This is a genomic window from Novosphingobium sp. AP12 (assembly GCF_000281975.1).
In the GTDB taxonomy this organism is placed as follows: domain Bacteria; phylum Pseudomonadota; class Alphaproteobacteria; order Sphingomonadales; family Sphingomonadaceae; genus Novosphingobium.
Genome location: NZ_AKKE01000006.1, coordinates 1 through 17048, shown reverse-complemented (window position 1 = coordinate 17048; position 17048 = coordinate 1). Strand labels below are relative to the sequence as shown.

Annotated in this window: 17 protein-coding genes; 7 read left to right on the top strand and 10 right to left on the bottom strand. The window is 66.6% G+C overall.

Annotated elements, in window-relative coordinates:
- Positions 1-14: 14 nt before the first annotated feature.
- The 3 genes from PMI02_RS00225 to PMI02_RS00215 are packed head-to-tail and all read right to left on the bottom strand — an operon-like array spanning position 15 to position 2813.
- On the bottom strand, positions 15-446 hold the full coding sequence (locus PMI02_RS00225) for an HPr kinase/phosphorylase (protein WP_007677038.1): 432 nt from the start codon (positions 444-446) through the stop codon (positions 15-17).
- Positions 443-2041 (bottom strand): ATP-binding protein, encoded by a 1599-nt coding sequence (locus tag PMI02_RS00220; protein WP_007677035.1) that lies wholly within the window; start codon positions 2039-2041, stop codon positions 443-445. Before PMI02_RS00220 ends, PMI02_RS00225 begins: the two co-directional genes overlap by 4 nt.
- On the bottom strand, positions 2034-2813 hold the full coding sequence (locus PMI02_RS00215; RefSeq protein ID WP_007677033.1) for a response regulator transcription factor: 780 nt from the start codon (positions 2811-2813) through the stop codon (positions 2034-2036). Before PMI02_RS00215 ends, PMI02_RS00220 begins: the two co-directional genes overlap by 8 nt.
- Positions 2814-3129: 316 nt before the next feature.
- Between PMI02_RS00215 and PMI02_RS00210 the strand changes: the two genes are divergently transcribed.
- On the top strand, positions 3130-4731 hold the full coding sequence (locus PMI02_RS00210) for a phosphoenolpyruvate carboxykinase (RefSeq protein ID WP_007677030.1): 1602 nt from the start codon (positions 3130-3132) through the stop codon (positions 4729-4731).
- A gap of 289 nt (positions 4732-5020) precedes the next feature.
- Complete coding sequence (locus PMI02_RS00205; RefSeq protein ID WP_007677027.1) at positions 5021-5374, top strand: hypothetical protein; 354 nt, start codon at positions 5021-5023, stop codon at positions 5372-5374.
- A 53-nt stretch (positions 5375-5427) separates the two neighbouring features.
- On the opposite strand, the gene PMI02_RS00200 is transcribed toward PMI02_RS00205, so the two are convergent.
- Complete coding sequence (locus PMI02_RS00200; protein WP_036501578.1) at positions 5428-7272, bottom strand: DUF885 family protein; 1845 nt, start codon at positions 7270-7272, stop codon at positions 5428-5430.
- 65 nt (positions 7273-7337) lie between these two features.
- Here PMI02_RS00200 and PMI02_RS00195 point away from each other — a divergent pair, with 65 nt between their 5' ends.
- Positions 7338-7550, top strand: coding sequence for a hypothetical protein (locus PMI02_RS00195; protein WP_007677020.1), 213 nt, complete (start codon positions 7338-7340; stop codon positions 7548-7550).
- A gap of 37 nt (positions 7551-7587) precedes the next feature.
- Here the strand turns inward: PMI02_RS00195 and PMI02_RS00190 are convergent, their stop codons facing one another.
- Entirely contained in the window at positions 7588-8244 is a 657-nt protein-coding gene (locus tag PMI02_RS00190; protein ID WP_007677018.1) for an alpha/beta hydrolase, read from the bottom strand.
- 113 nt (positions 8245-8357) lie between these two features.
- Here PMI02_RS00190 and PMI02_RS00185 point away from each other — a divergent pair, with 113 nt between their 5' ends.
- The 3 genes from PMI02_RS00185 to PMI02_RS00175 are packed head-to-tail and all read left to right on the top strand — an operon-like array spanning position 8358 to position 10827.
- Positions 8358-9416 (top strand): cysteine desulfurase family protein, encoded by a 1059-nt coding sequence (locus PMI02_RS00185; RefSeq protein ID WP_007677017.1) that lies wholly within the window; start codon positions 8358-8360, stop codon positions 9414-9416.
- On the top strand, positions 9413-10492 hold the full coding sequence (locus PMI02_RS00180; RefSeq protein ID WP_007677015.1) for a cysteine desulfurase family protein: 1080 nt from the start codon (positions 9413-9415) through the stop codon (positions 10490-10492). The genes PMI02_RS00185 and PMI02_RS00180 overlap by 4 nt, the downstream gene beginning before the upstream one ends.
- A complete protein-coding gene (locus tag PMI02_RS00175; protein WP_007677014.1) occupies positions 10489-10827 on the top strand; it encodes a 2Fe-2S iron-sulfur cluster-binding protein in 339 nt (112 codons plus the stop codon). The genes PMI02_RS00180 and PMI02_RS00175 overlap by 4 nt, the downstream gene beginning before the upstream one ends.
- Before the next feature lie 37 nt (positions 10828-10864).
- Here the strand turns inward: PMI02_RS00175 and PMI02_RS00170 are convergent, their stop codons facing one another.
- Positions 10865-11413, bottom strand: coding sequence for a type 1 glutamine amidotransferase domain-containing protein (locus PMI02_RS00170; RefSeq protein WP_007677013.1), 549 nt, complete (start codon positions 11411-11413; stop codon positions 10865-10867).
- A 101-nt stretch (positions 11414-11514) separates the two neighbouring features.
- Between PMI02_RS00170 and parC the strand changes: the two genes are divergently transcribed.
- On the top strand, positions 11515-13809 hold the full coding sequence (gene parC, locus PMI02_RS00165; RefSeq protein WP_036501576.1) for a DNA topoisomerase IV subunit A: 2295 nt from the start codon (positions 11515-11517) through the stop codon (positions 13807-13809).
- Positions 13810-13931: 122 nt separating this feature from the next.
- Here the strand turns inward: parC and PMI02_RS00160 are convergent, their stop codons facing one another.
- The 4 genes from PMI02_RS00160 to PMI02_RS00145 are packed head-to-tail and all read right to left on the bottom strand — an operon-like array spanning position 13932 to position 17021.
- The gene (locus tag PMI02_RS00160; RefSeq protein ID WP_007677008.1) at positions 13932-14579 is read right to left on the bottom strand and encodes a TIGR02281 family clan AA aspartic protease; all 648 of its coding nucleotides are present in this window, start codon (positions 14577-14579) and stop codon (positions 13932-13934) included.
- A 42-nt stretch (positions 14580-14621) separates the two neighbouring features.
- On the bottom strand, positions 14622-15254 hold the full coding sequence (locus PMI02_RS00155; RefSeq protein ID WP_007677006.1) for a TIGR02281 family clan AA aspartic protease: 633 nt from the start codon (positions 15252-15254) through the stop codon (positions 14622-14624).
- Complete coding sequence (locus PMI02_RS00150; RefSeq protein ID WP_007677003.1) at positions 15251-16423, bottom strand: CCA tRNA nucleotidyltransferase; 1173 nt, start codon at positions 16421-16423, stop codon at positions 15251-15253. The genes PMI02_RS00155 and PMI02_RS00150 overlap by 4 nt, the downstream gene beginning before the upstream one ends.
- Positions 16416-17021 (bottom strand): CoA pyrophosphatase, encoded by a 606-nt coding sequence (locus PMI02_RS00145; RefSeq protein WP_036501613.1) that lies wholly within the window; start codon positions 17019-17021, stop codon positions 16416-16418. The genes PMI02_RS00150 and PMI02_RS00145 overlap by 8 nt, the downstream gene beginning before the upstream one ends.
- Positions 17022-17048 lie beyond the last annotated feature (27 nt).

Sequence of the window (17048 nt, the reverse complement as noted above, 5' to 3'; positions counted from 1 at the left end):
GCCGGGGCAGGTTCCTATTGGGACAGTCCGTAATGCCTCAGGGCCAATTCTGCCTTGAGCGCCAAGGTCGCACCTTCCGGCCGCAGCTCGATGAAAGGCAATTGGGTACCGCAGAGGACCAAGCTCCGCGGTACCTCGATGTAGCGCGGCGCCGCGGGGTCGAGACCGATGACGAGTGCTACCGGCTGAGCTTCGGCACAGGGGAACCGCAGCAGCCCGAGATTACGCACTTCCAGCAGTTCCCGGGTGTTGGGATGAGGCCGCGCGATCACGCGGTCAGCCTCTACTTCGAGAACGATCGAATCATCGCCGATCAGAACCGCACCGCGATCGATGAGCGAAAGCGCGAGGCTGGACTTGCCGATGCCGGGTGGGCCTTGGATCACGACAGCCCGGCCGTCTATCGTAACACAGGTGGCCTGGTATGTCATGGCGTTACCGTTCATTGTTCCGGCTGCCAGGCTGGTAGCGACAGGACGAGGCGAGCGCCGGGGGTGCCATCCGTGCGGTCGGTAGCGACGAGCTTGCCGTAGTGAGCCTCGACAATGGTGCGCGCGATGGCCAGACCCAGTCCACTGTGCTTGCCGAATTCCTCGCGCGAGGGGCGTAGCGAATGGAACCGCTCGAATATGCGCTCTCGGGCCGCTGCCGGGATGCCTGGTCCGTGGTCGGCTACGGAGACCTTCACGCGGTTGTTGCTGCGGCCGAGAGTGATCTCGACAGGCCCGCCGGACGGCGAAAAGGACACGGCGTTGTCCAAGAGGTTCTGAAGGACGCGTTCCAGTCGCGGAACGTCGCCGGCGACCATCAAGCCCGGAGGACTATCCTTATTCGCGTCGTCCTCGCGCCGGATCGAGATCGGGCAGCCGCCGTTGACGCCGCGCTGCTCCCGTTCCGCGACGAGCGCGCGCACGAGGTCAGCCATGTCGAATGGTTCGAACGTCGTGCGGCTCAACTGGGCGTCGATACGGCTGGCGTCAGCTATCTCGGTGACCAGGAAGTCTATTCGGCGCACGTCGTCCTGGGCGATACCAATAAGTTGGCGGCGCAGCTCCGGCTGTTCGACGCGGTCGAGGCTTTCGAGCGCGCTGCGCAGGGACGTAAGCGGATTTTTGAGTTCGTGCGCAACGTCGGCGGCGAAGCTTTCGACCTCGTCGATCCGGTGGCGCAGCGCACCGCTCATGTCGGAAATCGCGCGGGCGAGCAGGCCAATCTCGTCGCGCCTGTCCGGCAGCCGAGGGACGACGACGCTGCGGTCGCGCCCCAGGCGTACGCGGACGGCTGCGCGGACGAGTTTACGCAGCGGCTCGACGATCGTCCGAGCGAGGAAGAGGGAAAGCAGGATCGACACGCCCAACGCGCCGCCCACGATGATCGCCAGGGTTTGCCTGGCCATGCGCACATTTTCGGTGATGTCGCGGGCGTTGCGGGTGACGAGAAGGGCCGAGCCGTCGCTGCCAACCGGGGTCGCCGCAATGATCACCGGAGTGCGGTCGGGCGCGGCCTTGTGGTTGATCCGCGTCTGCCGATCCTCTAGTGCGGCCGCGATTTCGGGCCATGCGGAAGCGCCCGCTCCGGGGGGATCGCGATAAGCAGGGATCGGGGGAGCGCCCAATACGAAATCCATGCCGCGGTCGAGAATACGCGCTGCATCCTGGAACCAGGGTTCGCGCGCGGGGTCGATCAGAGTGTAAGACGGACGTCCCAGCGCGAAACTGTCGCCGGCCAGCTGGCCTTGGGGATCGAACAGCCGCAAGCGTAGATCCTGCTCGGTGCCGATCCTCGCGATGAGCGCCAGACGCCCCTGCAGGTCCTCGTCGGTCAGCGCATCGGCGGTGATCTCGGCTTCCGACTTGGCGAGCCGATAGCGTTCGGCAAGCAACTCCCGGCGATAGCTGTCGATGTAGAACAGGCTTCCGGCGAGCAGCGCGAGCGCAATCACGTTCACTGCAAGGATGCGGGCGGTGAGCGACACGCTCCATGACAGGCCCAAGCGAACCGCAAGGTGCGGGCGAGGCTTGGCGCGGGACTTTTCAACCATCGGTGAAGGAGTACCCGGCACCATAGAGGGTGTCGATCGCAGCGAACTCCGGGTCGACGGCGCGAAATTTGCGGCGGAGGCGTTTGATGTGACTGTCTATCGTGCGGTCGTCGACGTAGATGTCGTCACTGTAGGCCGCATCCATCAACTGGTTGCGGCTTTTTACGACGCCCGGCCTCAGCGCCATTGCCTCGAGGATCAGGAACTCGGTCACCGTCAACGAGACCGGTTCGGCATCCCAGGTCACCTGATGCCGGGCGGGATCGAGCATGAGGCGGCCACGCACAACCGGATCGGGGAGGTCGGCGTGGGGGGCTTCCTCCGGCTCTGCTCGGGCGAGTTCGCTTCGGCGCAGGATCGCCCTGATGCGCGCGACCAGCAAGCGCTGGCTGAATGGCTTGGCGATGTAGTCGTCGGCTCCCAATGCCAGGCCCAGCGCCTCGTCGGGTTCTTCGTCCTTGGAAGTCAGGAAGATGACGGGGAGGCTCGAATGCGCCCGCAGCGACTGCAGCAGATCGAGCCCGTCCATGCGTGGCATCTTGATGTCGAAGATAGCCAGATCGGGCGGATTCTCGAGCAGCGCCTTCAGTGCGGTTTCGCCATCGGCATAGACGCGCGTCGCGAAGCCCTCGGCATGGAGACTGATCGAAAGCGTCGTCAGAATGTTGCGATCGTCGTCGACGAGCGCGATCGTCTGCTGCCGCGAAGAATGAGTCGAAGGGCGCTCAGGCGAGGCGTTTGTCGGAAGGGTGGGATCGGGTGCATCGGCCATGAGCGTCCGCAGTTTCCCTTTTGCTGCATGGAGCGATGCTGACTAGCGCCTGTGTCGATCGCTGGCAATCGATGCTCCCACTCACCCTATGCAAACGATGCGCAGGGTGCTGCGTGCGAAGACCTTTCGGAAATGGAGGCTTCGTCAATCGCGCCCGGGCGAATAAACCATCATGGATAGGTGCTTGACGGTTCCAATTGTTGCCAAATTGACGGAAAAGATATCGTCGCATATTCGCGGCCCGATTCTTGCGCAGGAATCGAGACTGCGGTCACTGGGTTTCCCGGTAGGCCGCCATCTTTTGGAGGAGATGACATTGACCACTTCGCTTAGCTATCCGCTCGAGAAACAGGGCATTGAGACGAAGGCTCAGATCTTCGCGAACCTCGGCACAGCCCCCCTGGTCGAGCAGGCAGTGAAGAATGGAGAGGGCGTGCTTTCGGCTGACGGTCCTTTCGTCGTCGCTACCGGCAAGCACACCGGACGTTCGGCGAAGGACAAGTTCATCGTCAGGGACGCCGAGACGGAATCGACCGTGTGGTGGGGCAAGACCAACGTGCCCATGACCCCGGAGCATTTCGCCGCGCTGAAGGAGGACTTCCTCGCTGCGGTAGCCGAGAAGGACACGCTCTACGTGGCCGACCTGTTCGGCGGTTCGCAGCCCGAGCACCGCGTCAAGGTTCGCGTGATCAATGAGTTCGCCTGGCATAACCTGTTCATCCGCACCCTGCTCGTGCGTCCCACCACCGATGAACTCGCCGGCTTCGCGCCCGAATATACGATCATCGACCTGCCGAGCTTCCGTGCGGACCCTGAGCGTCACGGTTCGCGCAGCGAGACGGTGATCGCGGTCAACTTCTCCGAGAAGCTGATCCTGATCGGCGGCACATCGTACGCGGGCGAGATGAAGAAGTCGGTCTTCGGCATTCTCAACTACCTGCTGCCGGTGAAGGGTGTCATGCCGATGCACTGCTCGGCCAACATCGGGCCTGATGGCGACACCGCGGTTTTCTTCGGCCTGTCGGGCACTGGCAAAACCACGCTTTCGGCCGATGCAAGCCGCACCCTCATCGGCGACGACGAGCACGGCTGGTCGGACACCGCCGTGTTCAACTTCGAGGGCGGCTGCTACGCCAAGATGATCCGCCTCTCGGAAGAAGCCGAGCCGGAAATCTACGCCACCACCCGCCGCTTCGGCACGGTGCTGGAAAACGTGGTCATCGATCCCGTTACCCGGAAAATCGACCTCGAGGACAACTCGCTCGCAGAGAACAGCCGTGGCTCCTACCCGATCGACTTCATCCCGAACTGCTCGGAGAAGAACCTCGGGCCGGTGCCGCAGAACATCATCTTCCTGACCGCCGACGCTTACGGCGTCCTGCCGCCGATCGCGCGGTTGACCCCGGATCAGGCGATGTATCACTTCCTCTCGGGCTACACCGCGCGCGTCGCGGGCACCGAGATCGGCGTGACCGAGCCTGAAGCGACCTTCTCGACCTGCTTCGGCGCGCCGTTCATGCCGCGCCACCCTTCCGTCTACGGCAACCTCCTGAAGGAGCGTATCGCCAAGGGCGGCGTGAAGTGCTGGCTGGTCAATACCGGCTGGTCAGGCGGCAAGGCTACCATGGAAGGCATCAAGCGCATGCCGATCAAGGCCACCCGCGCCCTGCTCAACGCGGCGCTCGACGGCAGCCTCAACGCCGCCGAGTTCAAGGAAGACCCGAACTTCGGCTTCGAGGTTCCCGTTGCGGTCGCCGGTGTCGAGAGCAAACTGCTCGATCCGCGCGGCGCCTGGGCCGATCCGGCGGAGTACGACAAAACTGCTCAGACCCTGGTCAAGCAGTTCATCGACAACTTCGAACAGTTCGAGGAACACGTCGACGAAGGCGTCCGCAAGGCGGCTCCGCTCTCGGCGTAAACTACAGCGTAGCTGACACGAAAGGGCTCCGGAGCTTGGGTTCCGGAGCCCTTTCTTCTTGCGCAATGGCGAGCCGATCGTCGGCTGCCGAGCTGTCGTGTGCGCGGCGTTTCCTCATGAAGGGAGGAACGCCGCGAACGTACGATGGTGAGTGAGGGCTGCGAGCTGCGCGACGGTCCAGCCCGCTCAGGGCCCGCCCGCCGGCGACACGACGGTCCGGGAAATTCCGTCCTTTCCCTTGTCATGCTTTGGTCCCATACTTTCGGGCATCCACCATGGAGTACTGTAGATGGGACTTTTCGACGGCATCCTCGGTCAGGTCAGCGAACACGCGGACGTGGCGAATCTCGCGGGCAAGCTCGGCATCGACCCGGCCGTGGCGGAAAAGGCGATCGTCGCCTTGGGTATTTCGCACCAGCAGGATGGTGATACCGCCCAGCTTGCCGCCGAGCGTACCGGGCTGGATGTCGGTACCATCCAGCAGATCATCGCCCAAATCGGCGGTGAAGGATCGCTGACTCAGTTCGCCAGCGCAGTTGCAGCCGACCCGGGCAAGGCGGCCAGCTTCTTCGACAAGGACGGCGACGGCAGCGTCCTTGACGATCTGACTGGCATGGCCAAAGGTCTTTTCGGCAAGTCTTGATACCTGGCGTCGACCCCGCCGTCGCCGCATGGGGCGGCGGCGGCGGGGTCGGCTCAGCCCTTCTTCCCCGCGATATAGGCCTCGACGTTCTGGGCCAGCACGTCGAGCGGGACGTTGCCGCCCTCGACCACGGCTTGGTCGAAGTCGCGTAGGTCGTAGGCCGATCCCAGCGCCGCCTGCGCCCGCGCTCGCTGGCTGACGATCTGCGAGTGGCCCATCTTGTAGCCACAGGCCTGCCCCGGCCATGAGCAGTAGCGGTCCACCTCGTTCACCACTTCCTCGCGCTTGTTGCCGTTCTTCTCCATGAAGAAGCGGACCGCCTGGTCGCGGCTCCAGCCCTTCGCGTGGAGCCCTGTATCGACCACCATGCGGCAGGCGCGGAACGCCAGCGACTGCAGGTAGCCGAGACGGCCGACCGGGTCCTCATCGTAGGCGCCGAGCTCGTCCGCCAACTGCTCGCCGTAGAGCGCCCAACCTTCGGAATAGGCGTTGAACGCGAGGATCGAGCGGATTAGCGGCAGGCGGTTGGCATACTCGCCCTGCCAGACGTGGCCGGGGATCGCCTCGTGGTGAACCAGCGTGGGCAAGTCGTACTTACGGTGCAGGTCGGTGCTGCGCAGGTTGAGCCACATCTTGCCGGGCACGTTCCCGTCCTTCGACCCTGCCCCGCCGTAGGCCGTGGGCGCGCCGGGTTCCTCGGACAGCGGCAGGCGGCGGACCTCGACGTTGCCGGGCACGACCTGGCGGAACGCGCGCGGCATCTGGGCGCGAATCCAGTCGATGCGGGTGCGGATGAAAGCGAGGATCTCGGCGCGGCCGGGGTCGCCTTCCACGAACATGAAGCGCTTGTCCTCGCCTAGCGCCGCCATGCGCGCACCGACTGTGCCGGTAGCATAGCCGAGTCCCTTGAGGATCGGGTCCATGCGGGCGTGTAGCTCGGCCAGTTCGGTAAGTCCGCGCTGGTGGATCTCGTCGGCCGGGACCTGCGTGGTGGTGCTGGCGCGCAGCGCCCATGCGTAGAATTCGGCGCCGCGCGGCCGTTCGCGCATGCCCGGATCGCTTTTCGCAAGGGCGCGCTGACGCTGGAGTTCGGCAAGCTGGCGTTCCAGCGCGGGTACGACTTCGCCCGCGACGATGCGCCTGGCGTCCGCCGTCCACGTGCCGGTCATGTCCTTCGTGCGCCCGGCGATCGAGGTTACCAGGCTGCCGCCGTCGGCGCGGGCCTCGGCGATGGTACTGGTCATCTGGGCGATGGTGCGGTCGAGCAGGAAGTCGGGGGGAACGAGCCCCATGTCGGTAGCCGCGCGGATCCGGCCAAGTTCTCCGTCGAGCTGGGCGTCGAACTGGCCGAGGCGGGCGATGTAGGCGTCCGCGTCCTCGCGCGTCTTCACTGGGTGGTCGGCGTCGAGGAACTTTGGCGTATCCAGATAGGCGCCCACGTTCTGGATGACGACGTAGGGTGCATTGCGCCACCCGCCCACGGCGACGTCCCCGTAAGGAAGTGCAAAACCGTCGAGCGCGGTGGAGAAGGCGCTTTTCACCACGGCGAGGCTTGTGCGGGTGGAGTGGTCGAGACCGTCGGCATTGAACCCTTCGACGGCGGCTAGGCCCTGTCGTAAGGTGGCGGCATAGGCGTGGCGCCCGGCCTGCGAACGATCCTCGAGCCGCGAGCGCAGCCCGGCATGCTCTCCCATATCTACGCCGAGGCCGGTAGCGCCTTCGGGGGTATGTTCGAGCAGGCTCCAGGCGATGCGGTCGAGCAACGCCCCGGCGTCCGGGGCTGCCTTGCCCGTCTTCGCATAAGCCGGCAAGGCAAACGCGGCGGTGCCGGCCGCGAGGAACTGAAGGGCATTGCGCCGGGAGAGCGAAGCGCTGTGGTCTAGCGAGATGTCGTGCATGGCGCGGACGATGGCGGGGCTCGCCGACACTGTCAAACGGCGCCGAGCTGCGCTAGGAAGTGCGCATGAATATCGCGCTTTCCCTGCTCGTGCTGACCGCCATCGCGCTCGTACTGGGCGCTGTCGTGCTGTTTCGGCGCGGGGGCTACCGCAAGCAGGCGGTGCTGATGCTGGTGCTTGCGGCGGTGATGGTGATGAACATCTTCATCTGGACAGTGCCGACGCCCGGCAGCCGTTCGCTTTCCGAGGCGGCGCAAAAGGAAAAGGCGCCGGAGTGATCCTCCGACGCCTGCCTTAACTCTCGAACCCGGCGGATTACTTGATCGGGCAATCCGGCGCGAGGCGCATGTCGAGATAGTTGTCGACCGACTTCATGAGGTCCGGCACTTCGTTCTCGAAGAAGTGGTTGGCGCGCGGGATCTCGTCGTGGTGGATGGTGATGTGCTTCTGCGTGCGCAGCTTGTCGACCAGCTTCTGCACGGCGTTGGGCGTCACCACCGTGTCGCCGGTGCCCTGGATGATGATGCCCGAGGCGGGGCAGGGCGCCAGGAAGCTGAAGTCGTACATGTTGGCCGGCGGGGCGACCGAGATGAAGCCGCGGATCTCCGGGCGGCGCATCAGCAGCTGCATGCCGATCAGCGCGCCGAACGAAACGCCGGCGATCCAGGTGGTCTGCGCCTCGGGATGGATCGACTGCACCCAGTCGAGCGCGGCGGCTGCGTCGGAGAGTTCGCCGATGCCGTTGTCGAAGCTGCCCTGGCTGCGGCCGACGCCGCGGAAGTTGAAGCGCAGCGTCGCGAAGCCGCGCGCCACGAAGGTCTTGTAGAGGTGCTGGGTGATGCGGTCGTTCATCGTGCCGCCCGCCTGCGGGTGCGGGTGGAGAATCATCGCCACGGGCGCGCGCGGGCGCGGCGCCGGCTGGAAACGACCTTCGAGACGACCTTCGGGACCGGGAAAGATGACTGCGGGCATGTGCGTTTGCGGCCTGACTTGTTGAAACTCCCGCGCGGCGGCATCGTGCCGGCCATCGCGGGAGTGCAAAAGGGAACGACCGCTATATAGAAACTATTGCTCCGAAGACAACTTTGCAGGACGCCGCCATTTCCCACATCTATCTCGACCATGCCGCGACCACGCCGATGCTGCCCGCCGCGCAGCGTGCGTGGCTGGAAGGCGCCGCGATCTGGGCCAATCCGTCGAGCCCCCATGCGCCGGGCAGGGCTGCCCGCGCCGCGCTGGAGGATGCGCGGGCGAGGGTGAAGGCGGCGCTCGGCTGGGAGGGTGAAGTGCTGTTCACCTCGGGCGCGAGCGAGGCGCTGGCGATCGGGATGGGCCGCGCGAAGGCACAGCGCCGGCTGGTATCGGCGGTGGAGCACGACGCGGTGTTCCGCGCGGCGCCGGATGCGCAGGTGCTTCCAGTGGTTGGCGGCGAGGTCGATGGCGAAGCGCTGGCGGCCGCGCTGGGCGAGCCTGGCAGGGCGGTAGTTGCCGTCCAGTCGATCAATTCGGAAACGGGCACGGTGCTGCTGCCGGACGACACCGTCGTGGCGCAGGTCCGCGAGGCCGGCGGGCTGTTCCTGGCCGACTGTTCACAGTCTGCGGGCAAGGCCGCCTTGCCGGGCGCCGACATGGTGGTCGTCTCGGCGCACAAGCTGGGCGGGCCCGTCGGCATCGGCGCGCTGCTGGTGCGCGACTTCGCGATGTTGGAGCCCAGCGGCGGGCAGGAGCGCGGTTATCGCGCCGGCACCGAGAACCTGCCGGGCGTGCTGGCCTTCGCGGCGGCGCTGGAGACGGGCGGGATCGAAAACTGGGCGACCAGCGCGGAGCAGCGCTTCGACTTCAAGAATTGCCTCTTTGACCACGGGGAAGTGCTTCAGCCCGGTATCCAGTGCTCGCACATCTTCGCGGTCGCAGCTCCGAAGATCTCCGCGACGGCGATGCTGATCCGCATGGACGCGATGGGCTTCGCGATCTCGGCGGGGAGCGCCTGTTCCTCGGGCACGCTCAAGCAGAGCCGGGTGCTGCAGGGCTTCGGCATCGATGCCGACCTTGCCAGGCGCACCGTGCGCGTCTCGATGGGCTGGAACACCACGCCCGACGATCTCGACGCCTTTGCCGAGGTCTGGGCGAGGGTGAACGCATGATCTACCTCGACTACCAGGCCACGACCCCGCTGGCGCCCGAGGCGCGCGAGGCGATGCTGCCGTGGCTCGGCGGCCCGGAGACCAGCGGCTTTGCCAATCCGCACAGCCCGCACCGTCCGGGCCGCGCCGCCGCCGCCGCCGTCGAGGTGGCGCGGGAACAGGTCGCGGCGCTGCTGCCGCCGGGCGGGCGGGTGATCTTCACCTCGGGCGCGACCGAAGCGATCAACCTCGCGATCCTCGGTAGCGGGGCGCGCAGCCTGGCGGTCTCGGCGATCGAGCATGCCGCCGTGCTGGATACGGCGCGGGCGATCGACCCTGGGTTTAGAGTGCTGCCAGTCGACGGCAAAGGCCTCGTCGATCCCACAGTTCCGCTCGGGCCGGACACGAAGCTCGTCGCCGTCATGCAAGTCAACAATGAGATCGGCACGATCCAGCCGGTCGAGGCCCTCGCCGAACGCGCCCACGCCGCCGGGGCGCTGTTCCTCTGCGATGCGGTGCAGGGCGCAGGGAAGATCGCCGGGCCCGCCCATGCCGACCTCATCGCGGTGAGCGCACACAAGCTCTACGGCCCCAAGGGCATCGGCGCCCTGTGGGTGCGCGACGGGCTCGACCTCGCGCCGCTGATCCGGGGCGGCGGGCAGGAGCAGGGCCTGCGCTCGGGCACGCTGAGCCCGCTGCTCTGCGCCGGTTTCGGGGCAGCGGCGGCCTTGGCGATACGGCGCATGGAGGCGGATACCACCCACGTCGCCGCCCTCTGGGACCGGGCGCGAGCGATCCTGTCGCGCTGGGAACTCAACGGTTCGGCCGCGCAGCGTTGGCGTGGCAATCTCAACCTGCACCTTGCCGGCGTCGACGTGGCGCGTCTGATGTCGGAGGTGCGGGACGTCGCCTTTTCGGCGGGATCGGCCTGCGCCAGCGGGTCGGGCCGGCCCAGCCACGTCCTGCGCGCACTCGGCCTGTCCGATCGGCAGGCCAAAGCCTCTATCCGTCTGGGATTTGGGAGATATACTGATCCCGGGGAACTCGAGGATGCCTGCGCCAAAATCGAAGCCGCTGCGGCGGCGCAGGGAGTATGACGTTGGTTAACGTGCTATTCGTCAACATAGATGGATCACGGGTCACGGCACAGGCCGAGCCCGGATCACGGCTGCTCGAAGTGGGGCAGAACGTGGGAATGCCGCTGGAAGGGACGTGTGAGGGGCAGATGGCCTGTTCCACCTGCCATGTCATCGTCTCGCCGGACTGGTTCGACAAGCTGCCCCCCGCCTCGATGGAGGAGGAGGACATGCTCGACCTCGCCGCCGGGGTGGGACGCACCAGCCGCCTGTCGTGCCAGATCGAGGTGACCGAGGCGCTCGACGGGCTCGCGGTGCGCATCCCGGGCGTGGTGCGCGACATGCAGATCGGCTGAACCGTCGCCCCCGGACCTGCCGGGGACGACGCGGCGTTCAGGCAGCCGCGACGGCGGCGACCTGTTCCTTCACGGCCTTGATTACCGCTTCCGAAAACGCCGGGATGTCGTCCGGTTTACGGCTGGTGATGAGATTGCCGTCGACGACAACTTCCTGGTCGACCACGTCCGCGCCCGCATTGCGAAGATCGGTGCGGATCGAGGGCCAGCTGGTGACCCTGCGCCCTTGGACAAGGTCGGCCTCGACCAGCAGCCACGGGCCATGGCAGATTGCCGCGACGGGCTTGCCTGCCTGCGCGAAGCTGCGCACCAACGCCACGGCCTTTTCGTTCATGCGCAGCACGTCGGGGTTCATCTGCCCGCCCGGTAGCACCAGCGCGTCGAAGGATTCTGCGTCCACCTCATCGAGAGTCTGGTCCACTTTGACAGGGTCACCCCAGTCGGTGTGCTGCCAGCCCTTGATCTCGCCCGCCTCCGGGCTTGCGACCACGGTTTCGATGCCGGCCTTGTTCAAAGCGTCACGCGGGCCGGTGAGTTCAGACTGTTCGAAGCCGTCGGTTGCGATGATGAGCACGCGATTTGCCATGCCAATTCTCCTGGGGTTGGTGGATGCTACGGGAATGGTCGGCGGAAAACTTCGGTTCCGGCAGTTCCACTCGGGCCATCGTGTTGCTAGTGCGTTCCGCCATGGTGACCACGACCGACGACGAATCCGATCCGTTCGACGCCATCGTCGACGCCCCCTTCGATGCAGCGCTCTCGGAGCGCTATCTCGTCTATGCGCTGTCCACCATCACGGCGCGCTCGCTGCCGGATTTGCGCGACGGGTTGAAGCCGGTCCACCGCCGCCTCCTGTGGGCGATGCGGCTGCTCAAGCTGGATCCGGGCAATGCCTACAAGAAGTCCGCGCGCGTCGTCGGTGACGTCATCGGTAAGTACCACCCGCATGGCGACGTCGCGGTTTACGACGCGATGGTCCGCCTCGCGCAGGATTTTTCGCTGCGCTATCCGCTGGTGCAGGGGCAGGGCAACTTCGGCAACATCGACGGCGATAACGCCGCCGCCTACCGCTACACCGAAGCGCGGCTGACGAAGACCGCCATCCAGCTCATGGCCGGGCTCGACGACGGCACCGTCGACATGGTGCCCACCTACAACGGCGAGGACGAGGAACCGGAGATATTCCCCGGCATCTTCCCCAACCTCCTCGCCAACGGTGCGATCGGCATCGCGGTGGGCATGGCGACCTCGATCCCCAGCCACAATGTAGCCGAGATTATCGACGCAACATTGCTGCTGATCGATAATCCCGCCGTCGAGCACGCCCAGCTGATGGAAGTCTTCCACGGCCCCGACTTCGCGACCGGCGGCTTCGTGGTCGATAGTCCGGCCGCGATCAGCCACGCCTATGAAACCGGCAAGGGTGCCTTCCGCGTGCGCGGCCGCTTCTCCACCGGGCGTAATGCCGACGGCACCTGGGAAAACACTGGGATCGAGAAGCTGACCGCCGGCCAGTGGCAGCTCGTCGTCACCGAAATCCCCTACATGCTGCAGAAGGGCAAGCTGATCGAGCAGATCGCCGCGCTCATCGGCGACCGCAAGCTGCCGATCCTGGAAGACGTGCGCGACGAGAGCGACGAGGAAATCCGTCTCGTCCTCATTCCCAAGAGCCGGAACGTGGATCCGGAACTGCTCAAGGAAAGCCTCTACCGGCTGACCGACCTCGAAAGCCGGTTCAGTCTCAACCTCAACGTGCTGGATTCGCACCGGACCCCGGGTGTGTTGGGGCTCAAGCTGCTGCTGTCCGAATGGCTCTACAGCCAGATCGACATCCTGCTGCGCCGCACCCGCCACCGGCTCGAGAAGATCGCGGCGCGGCTGGAACTCGTGTCCGGCTACATCATCGCCTATCTCAATCTCGACCGTATCATCGAGATCATACGGACCGAGGACCAGCCCAAGCCGGTGATGATGGCCGAGTTCGACCTGACGGACCGCCAGGCCGAGGCGATCCTCAACATGCGCCTGCGCTCCTTGCGCAAGCTCGAGGAAATGGAGCTTCGCAAGGAGCACGCCGACCTGCTCAAGGAGCAGGACGACCTCAACAAGCTGCTCGAAAGCCCGGCCCGCCAGCGCACCCGCATCAAGCGCGACCTTTCGAACCTGCGCAAGGACTACGCCGAGGACACCGTGCTCGGCCGCCGCCGGACCACGATCGCGCAGGCGACGAAGACCGTCGAGTTCAGCATGGACGCGATGATCGAGAAGGAACCGGTGACGGTGATCCTGTCGGCCAAGGGCTGGGTCAAGGCGGCCAAGGGGCACGTGCCGCTCGACGGCGACTTCAAGTTCAAGGAAGGCGACGGCCCCGGCTATGCCTTCCACGCGCAGACCACCGACAAGGTATTCATCGCGCTCGACAACGGCCGCTTCTACACGCTCGGCGCCGACAAGCTGCCCGGCGCGCGCGGCTTCGGCGAGCCGATCCGCACGATGGTCGATATCGACACCGAGGCGCACATCGTCGCCGCCATGCCCTATCGCCCGAAGACGCAGCTGCTGCTTGCCTCGAACATCGGGCGCGGTTTCGCAGCGGAGACGGACGAATTGCTGGCCGAAACCCGCAAGGGCCGCGCGGTGATGACCACCAAGCCCGGCGCTCGCCTCGTCACCGTGCGTGAAATACCGGCCGAGCACGACCACGTTGCGGTTGTCGGCGACAACCGCAAGCTGGTGATCTTCAGCCTCGAGGAACTCCCCGTCATGTCCAAGGGGCAGGGCGTCACGCTCCAGCGCTACCGCGACGGCGGCATGGCGGATGTCATCACACTGAAGCTCGAGGACGGGCTGTCATGGACGATGGGCGGCGAAAGCGCCCGCACGCGCACCGAGAAGGACATGACGCTCTGGAAAGTCGCCCGCGGCGCCGCCGGCAGGCTGCCTCCGGTCGGCTTCCCCCGCGACAACAAGTTCCAAGGCTGACCGGTCGCCGAACCGTCATCCCAGCGAAAGCTGGGATCGCCGGCAGGTTTCCAGGCACCGCTCTCGAGCCTTTCGCTTCAAGATTATCGGCGGTCCCAGCGTTTGCCAGGACGACGTGGCATTCAAGTCTCGTCCACTTCCTGCGGGTGATGCGGCACCAGGATGAGTGTCCTGCCCTCCACCCGCCAGCTGGCGAGGCGCGAGAGCAGGTTCATGCCGATGACGTTCGTGTCGCCCATTCCCGGGGCGACCACGGCGTCGAGTTCGCGCGCCACCACGCTGCCAATGCGCAGTTCGTCGATGGTCGCCAGCTGCGCCTCGACGGTGCCGTTGGCGGTGCGCATCAGCACCGAGCGGCTGAGCGCGTTCGCCTTCAGCTTGGCCGCCTCTGCAGTGGCGGGCGAGATGGCCGTCAGCGTGGCGCCGGTATCGACGAGGAAGTCGCGCTTCACGCCGTTGACCGTGGCGCTGATCCAGAAGTGGCCATCGGGCTGCATCGGCACGCGCGTCTCACCGCCCTCGACCGTCTGACGCTCGATGCCGAGCTGCGGGAAGGCGAAGTCGGCGCCGGTGGTCAGGCGCGTGACCTGTGCGATCGTCAGCAGCATCGCCGCCAGCAGGCCGAGATTGCCAAGGCCTCGCACGAATCCGCCCAGTAGCGGCGCGGGACGGCGCAGCAGTCCGCCGAGCATGCTGGCGGTGATGCCCGCCACGGCGAGCGCCAGCAGAGGCTGGCCGGCCAGGAAGTTCAGGATTTGCGAGAGGTCCATGAGCGGGGTTCTAGCACGATCCAGCTTTCGGATCGCTGACTGTCAGCCCTGCCGGGGCACCAGGATCAGCCGGTTCTCCTCGACGCGCCAGGCGCCCAGCCGCGAGAGCAGGTTCATGCCGATGACGTTGGTGTCGACCTCGCCGTCGGGGCCGATGGCGACGGGGAGGGCATTGGCCTGGATGCCGCCGAACCGCAGCGAATCGGCCTCGGCCATGCGGGCGACGATCGGACCGTTGGCGGTTTCGAGGATTACGCCCGCATCGTTCGCGTCCGGCCGCAGGCCTACGCGCTCGGCGACGCGGCGGGAGACGCCGGTGTAGGTCGCCCCGGTGTCGATCAGGAACTCGACCGGTGTGCCGTTGAGTTGCGCCTCGACCCAGAAGTGGCCATCCGCGCGCATGGCGATGACGGTTTCGCTGCCGACGATTTCGGCGGGCCGGGTGCGGTCGAGCAGCAGGGCCGCATCGGAGCGGCTGTTGTGCCCGGCGAGCTGCGCCACCGTCAGCAGCAGCGCGGCCACGAGCCCAAGGTAGCCGGCATTGCGCATCGCCTGTCCCAGCCGGGGCCGGGTGGCGGCGAGCATGCCCGCGCCGACCGCCAGCAGGATGGCGATGATCGTCAGCGTCATCAGAGGCTGGTCGAACAGGAACCCGCCCAGCTCGGCCAGGTTCAAGCGGAGCCCTCCGAAAGCACCTCGTCGAGCAGGGCATCGACGCGGGCGGCACCCGGGAACCCCTCGGCGATCCAGGCGTCCTCGACCGTGCGGAGCACCCGCGCGACCTCCGGGCCGGCTCCGACGCCGCGTGCAACGATCTCGCCGCCCTTGAGTGGGAGCCGGGGGACATCCCAGCCATTGAGCGGCGAAGTATCCGCCCCCTCTATCAGCAGGCGGTCGAGCGCCGGTTCCCGGCCGATGCGGTAGGCGAGTGCGCGCGGGTCGGCCGGAGCGCCGTCGCGTGCGGCCGCCGTCGCCAGCCGCTTCTTCTGGGCGGCGGAAAGGCGGAAGCGCGATGCAACATGCTCGGCGAGCGCGGGCTGAGCGGGGAGCAGTGCGGCCAAGCGGCGTATCGCGTCGGCTTGGTGCCGCTGCGAGGTCTCGGCCGTGACAAGCGCCGTCAGCCCCTCGGGATCGGCTTCGGGCAGGATCACCGCCAAGACGCCGAGCTGCGCCATGCGCATTACCGTTGGCCCGGGATCAGGCAGGCCGAGCAGGTTCATCGTCTCCATGCCCACCCGTTCGCGCGACAGCCCCTTTAGCGTTGCGGCGAGTTCGGCGCAGGCGCTTTCCGCTTCCCCGTCGGCCGGGACCGAGCCGAAGCGGGCCTGGAAGCGGAAGTAGCGCAGGATGCGCAGGTGGTCCTCGCGAATACGCTGGCGGGCGTCGCCGATGAAGCGCACGCGGCGGGCATCGAGATCGTCGCGTCCGCCGAACCAGTCGAAGATCTCGCCGGTGAGCGGGTCGGCGTAGAGCGCGTTGATCGTGAAGTCGCGCCGGGCGGCATCCTCGCGCCAGTCGTCCGCGAAGGCGACGGTCGCGCGGCGCCCGTCGGTGGAGACGTCGTGGCGCAGTGTGGTGATCTCGACCGGGCCGCCTGGCAGGACGGCGGTGACGGTGCCGTGCTCGATGCCGGTGGGCACGCTGCGGATGCCGGCGGCCTTGAGGCGCTCGATCACCGCCTCGGGCCGCAGCACCGTTGCCATGTCGATGTCCTTCACCGGCAGGCCGAGCAACGTGTCGCGCACCGAGCCGCCGACGTGGCGGGCCTTGCCGGGCCCCAACGCAGCGACGAGGCCGGCGAGGTCCTCGCGCTGCATCCAGGGGGCTTCGAGCCGTTCAACCATGCCAGTCCAGCCTTCCGGCTAGGTTGTGCAGGATGGCGCCGGTGACGCCCCAGATGACGTGGTCCTGCCGCCCGTCGCTCCAGGTGATCTCGACGAAGCTGTGCTGGCGCTCCTCGTACTCGACGGTGCGGGTCATCTGATTGGCGCGGTCGAGCACGAAGTCGACCGGGGCCTCGAACCACTGCGCGACTTCGGCGGGGTTAGGGTGGATTTCGAGATCGGCAGGGATGACGGCGATCACCGGGGTGATCTCGTAGCCGCTGCCGGTGCGGTAGAGGTCGCTGGTGCCGATCACGCGCACGTCCTGGGCCTTGATGCCGAGTTCCTCATGGGCTTCGCGCAGGGCGGCCTCTACGGCGGTTTCGCCCGGATCGATGCGCCCGCCGGGGAAGGCGATCTGGCCGGGGTGGGCGCGCATCGTCGAGGGGCGGTGGAGCAGGAGCATGCCCGGCGCCGCTCGCTCAGTGATGGCGATGAGCACGGCAGCGGGCTTGAAGCTCTCGACCTCGTGGATGCGGGGATCGAGCCAGAGCGCCGGAGGCGCGGCGGCATGACCGGCCTCGAAACGGCGGGAGACGTCGTCGAACAAATCGCTCATGCAGGAACCAGCGAGAAGCGGCTGGCG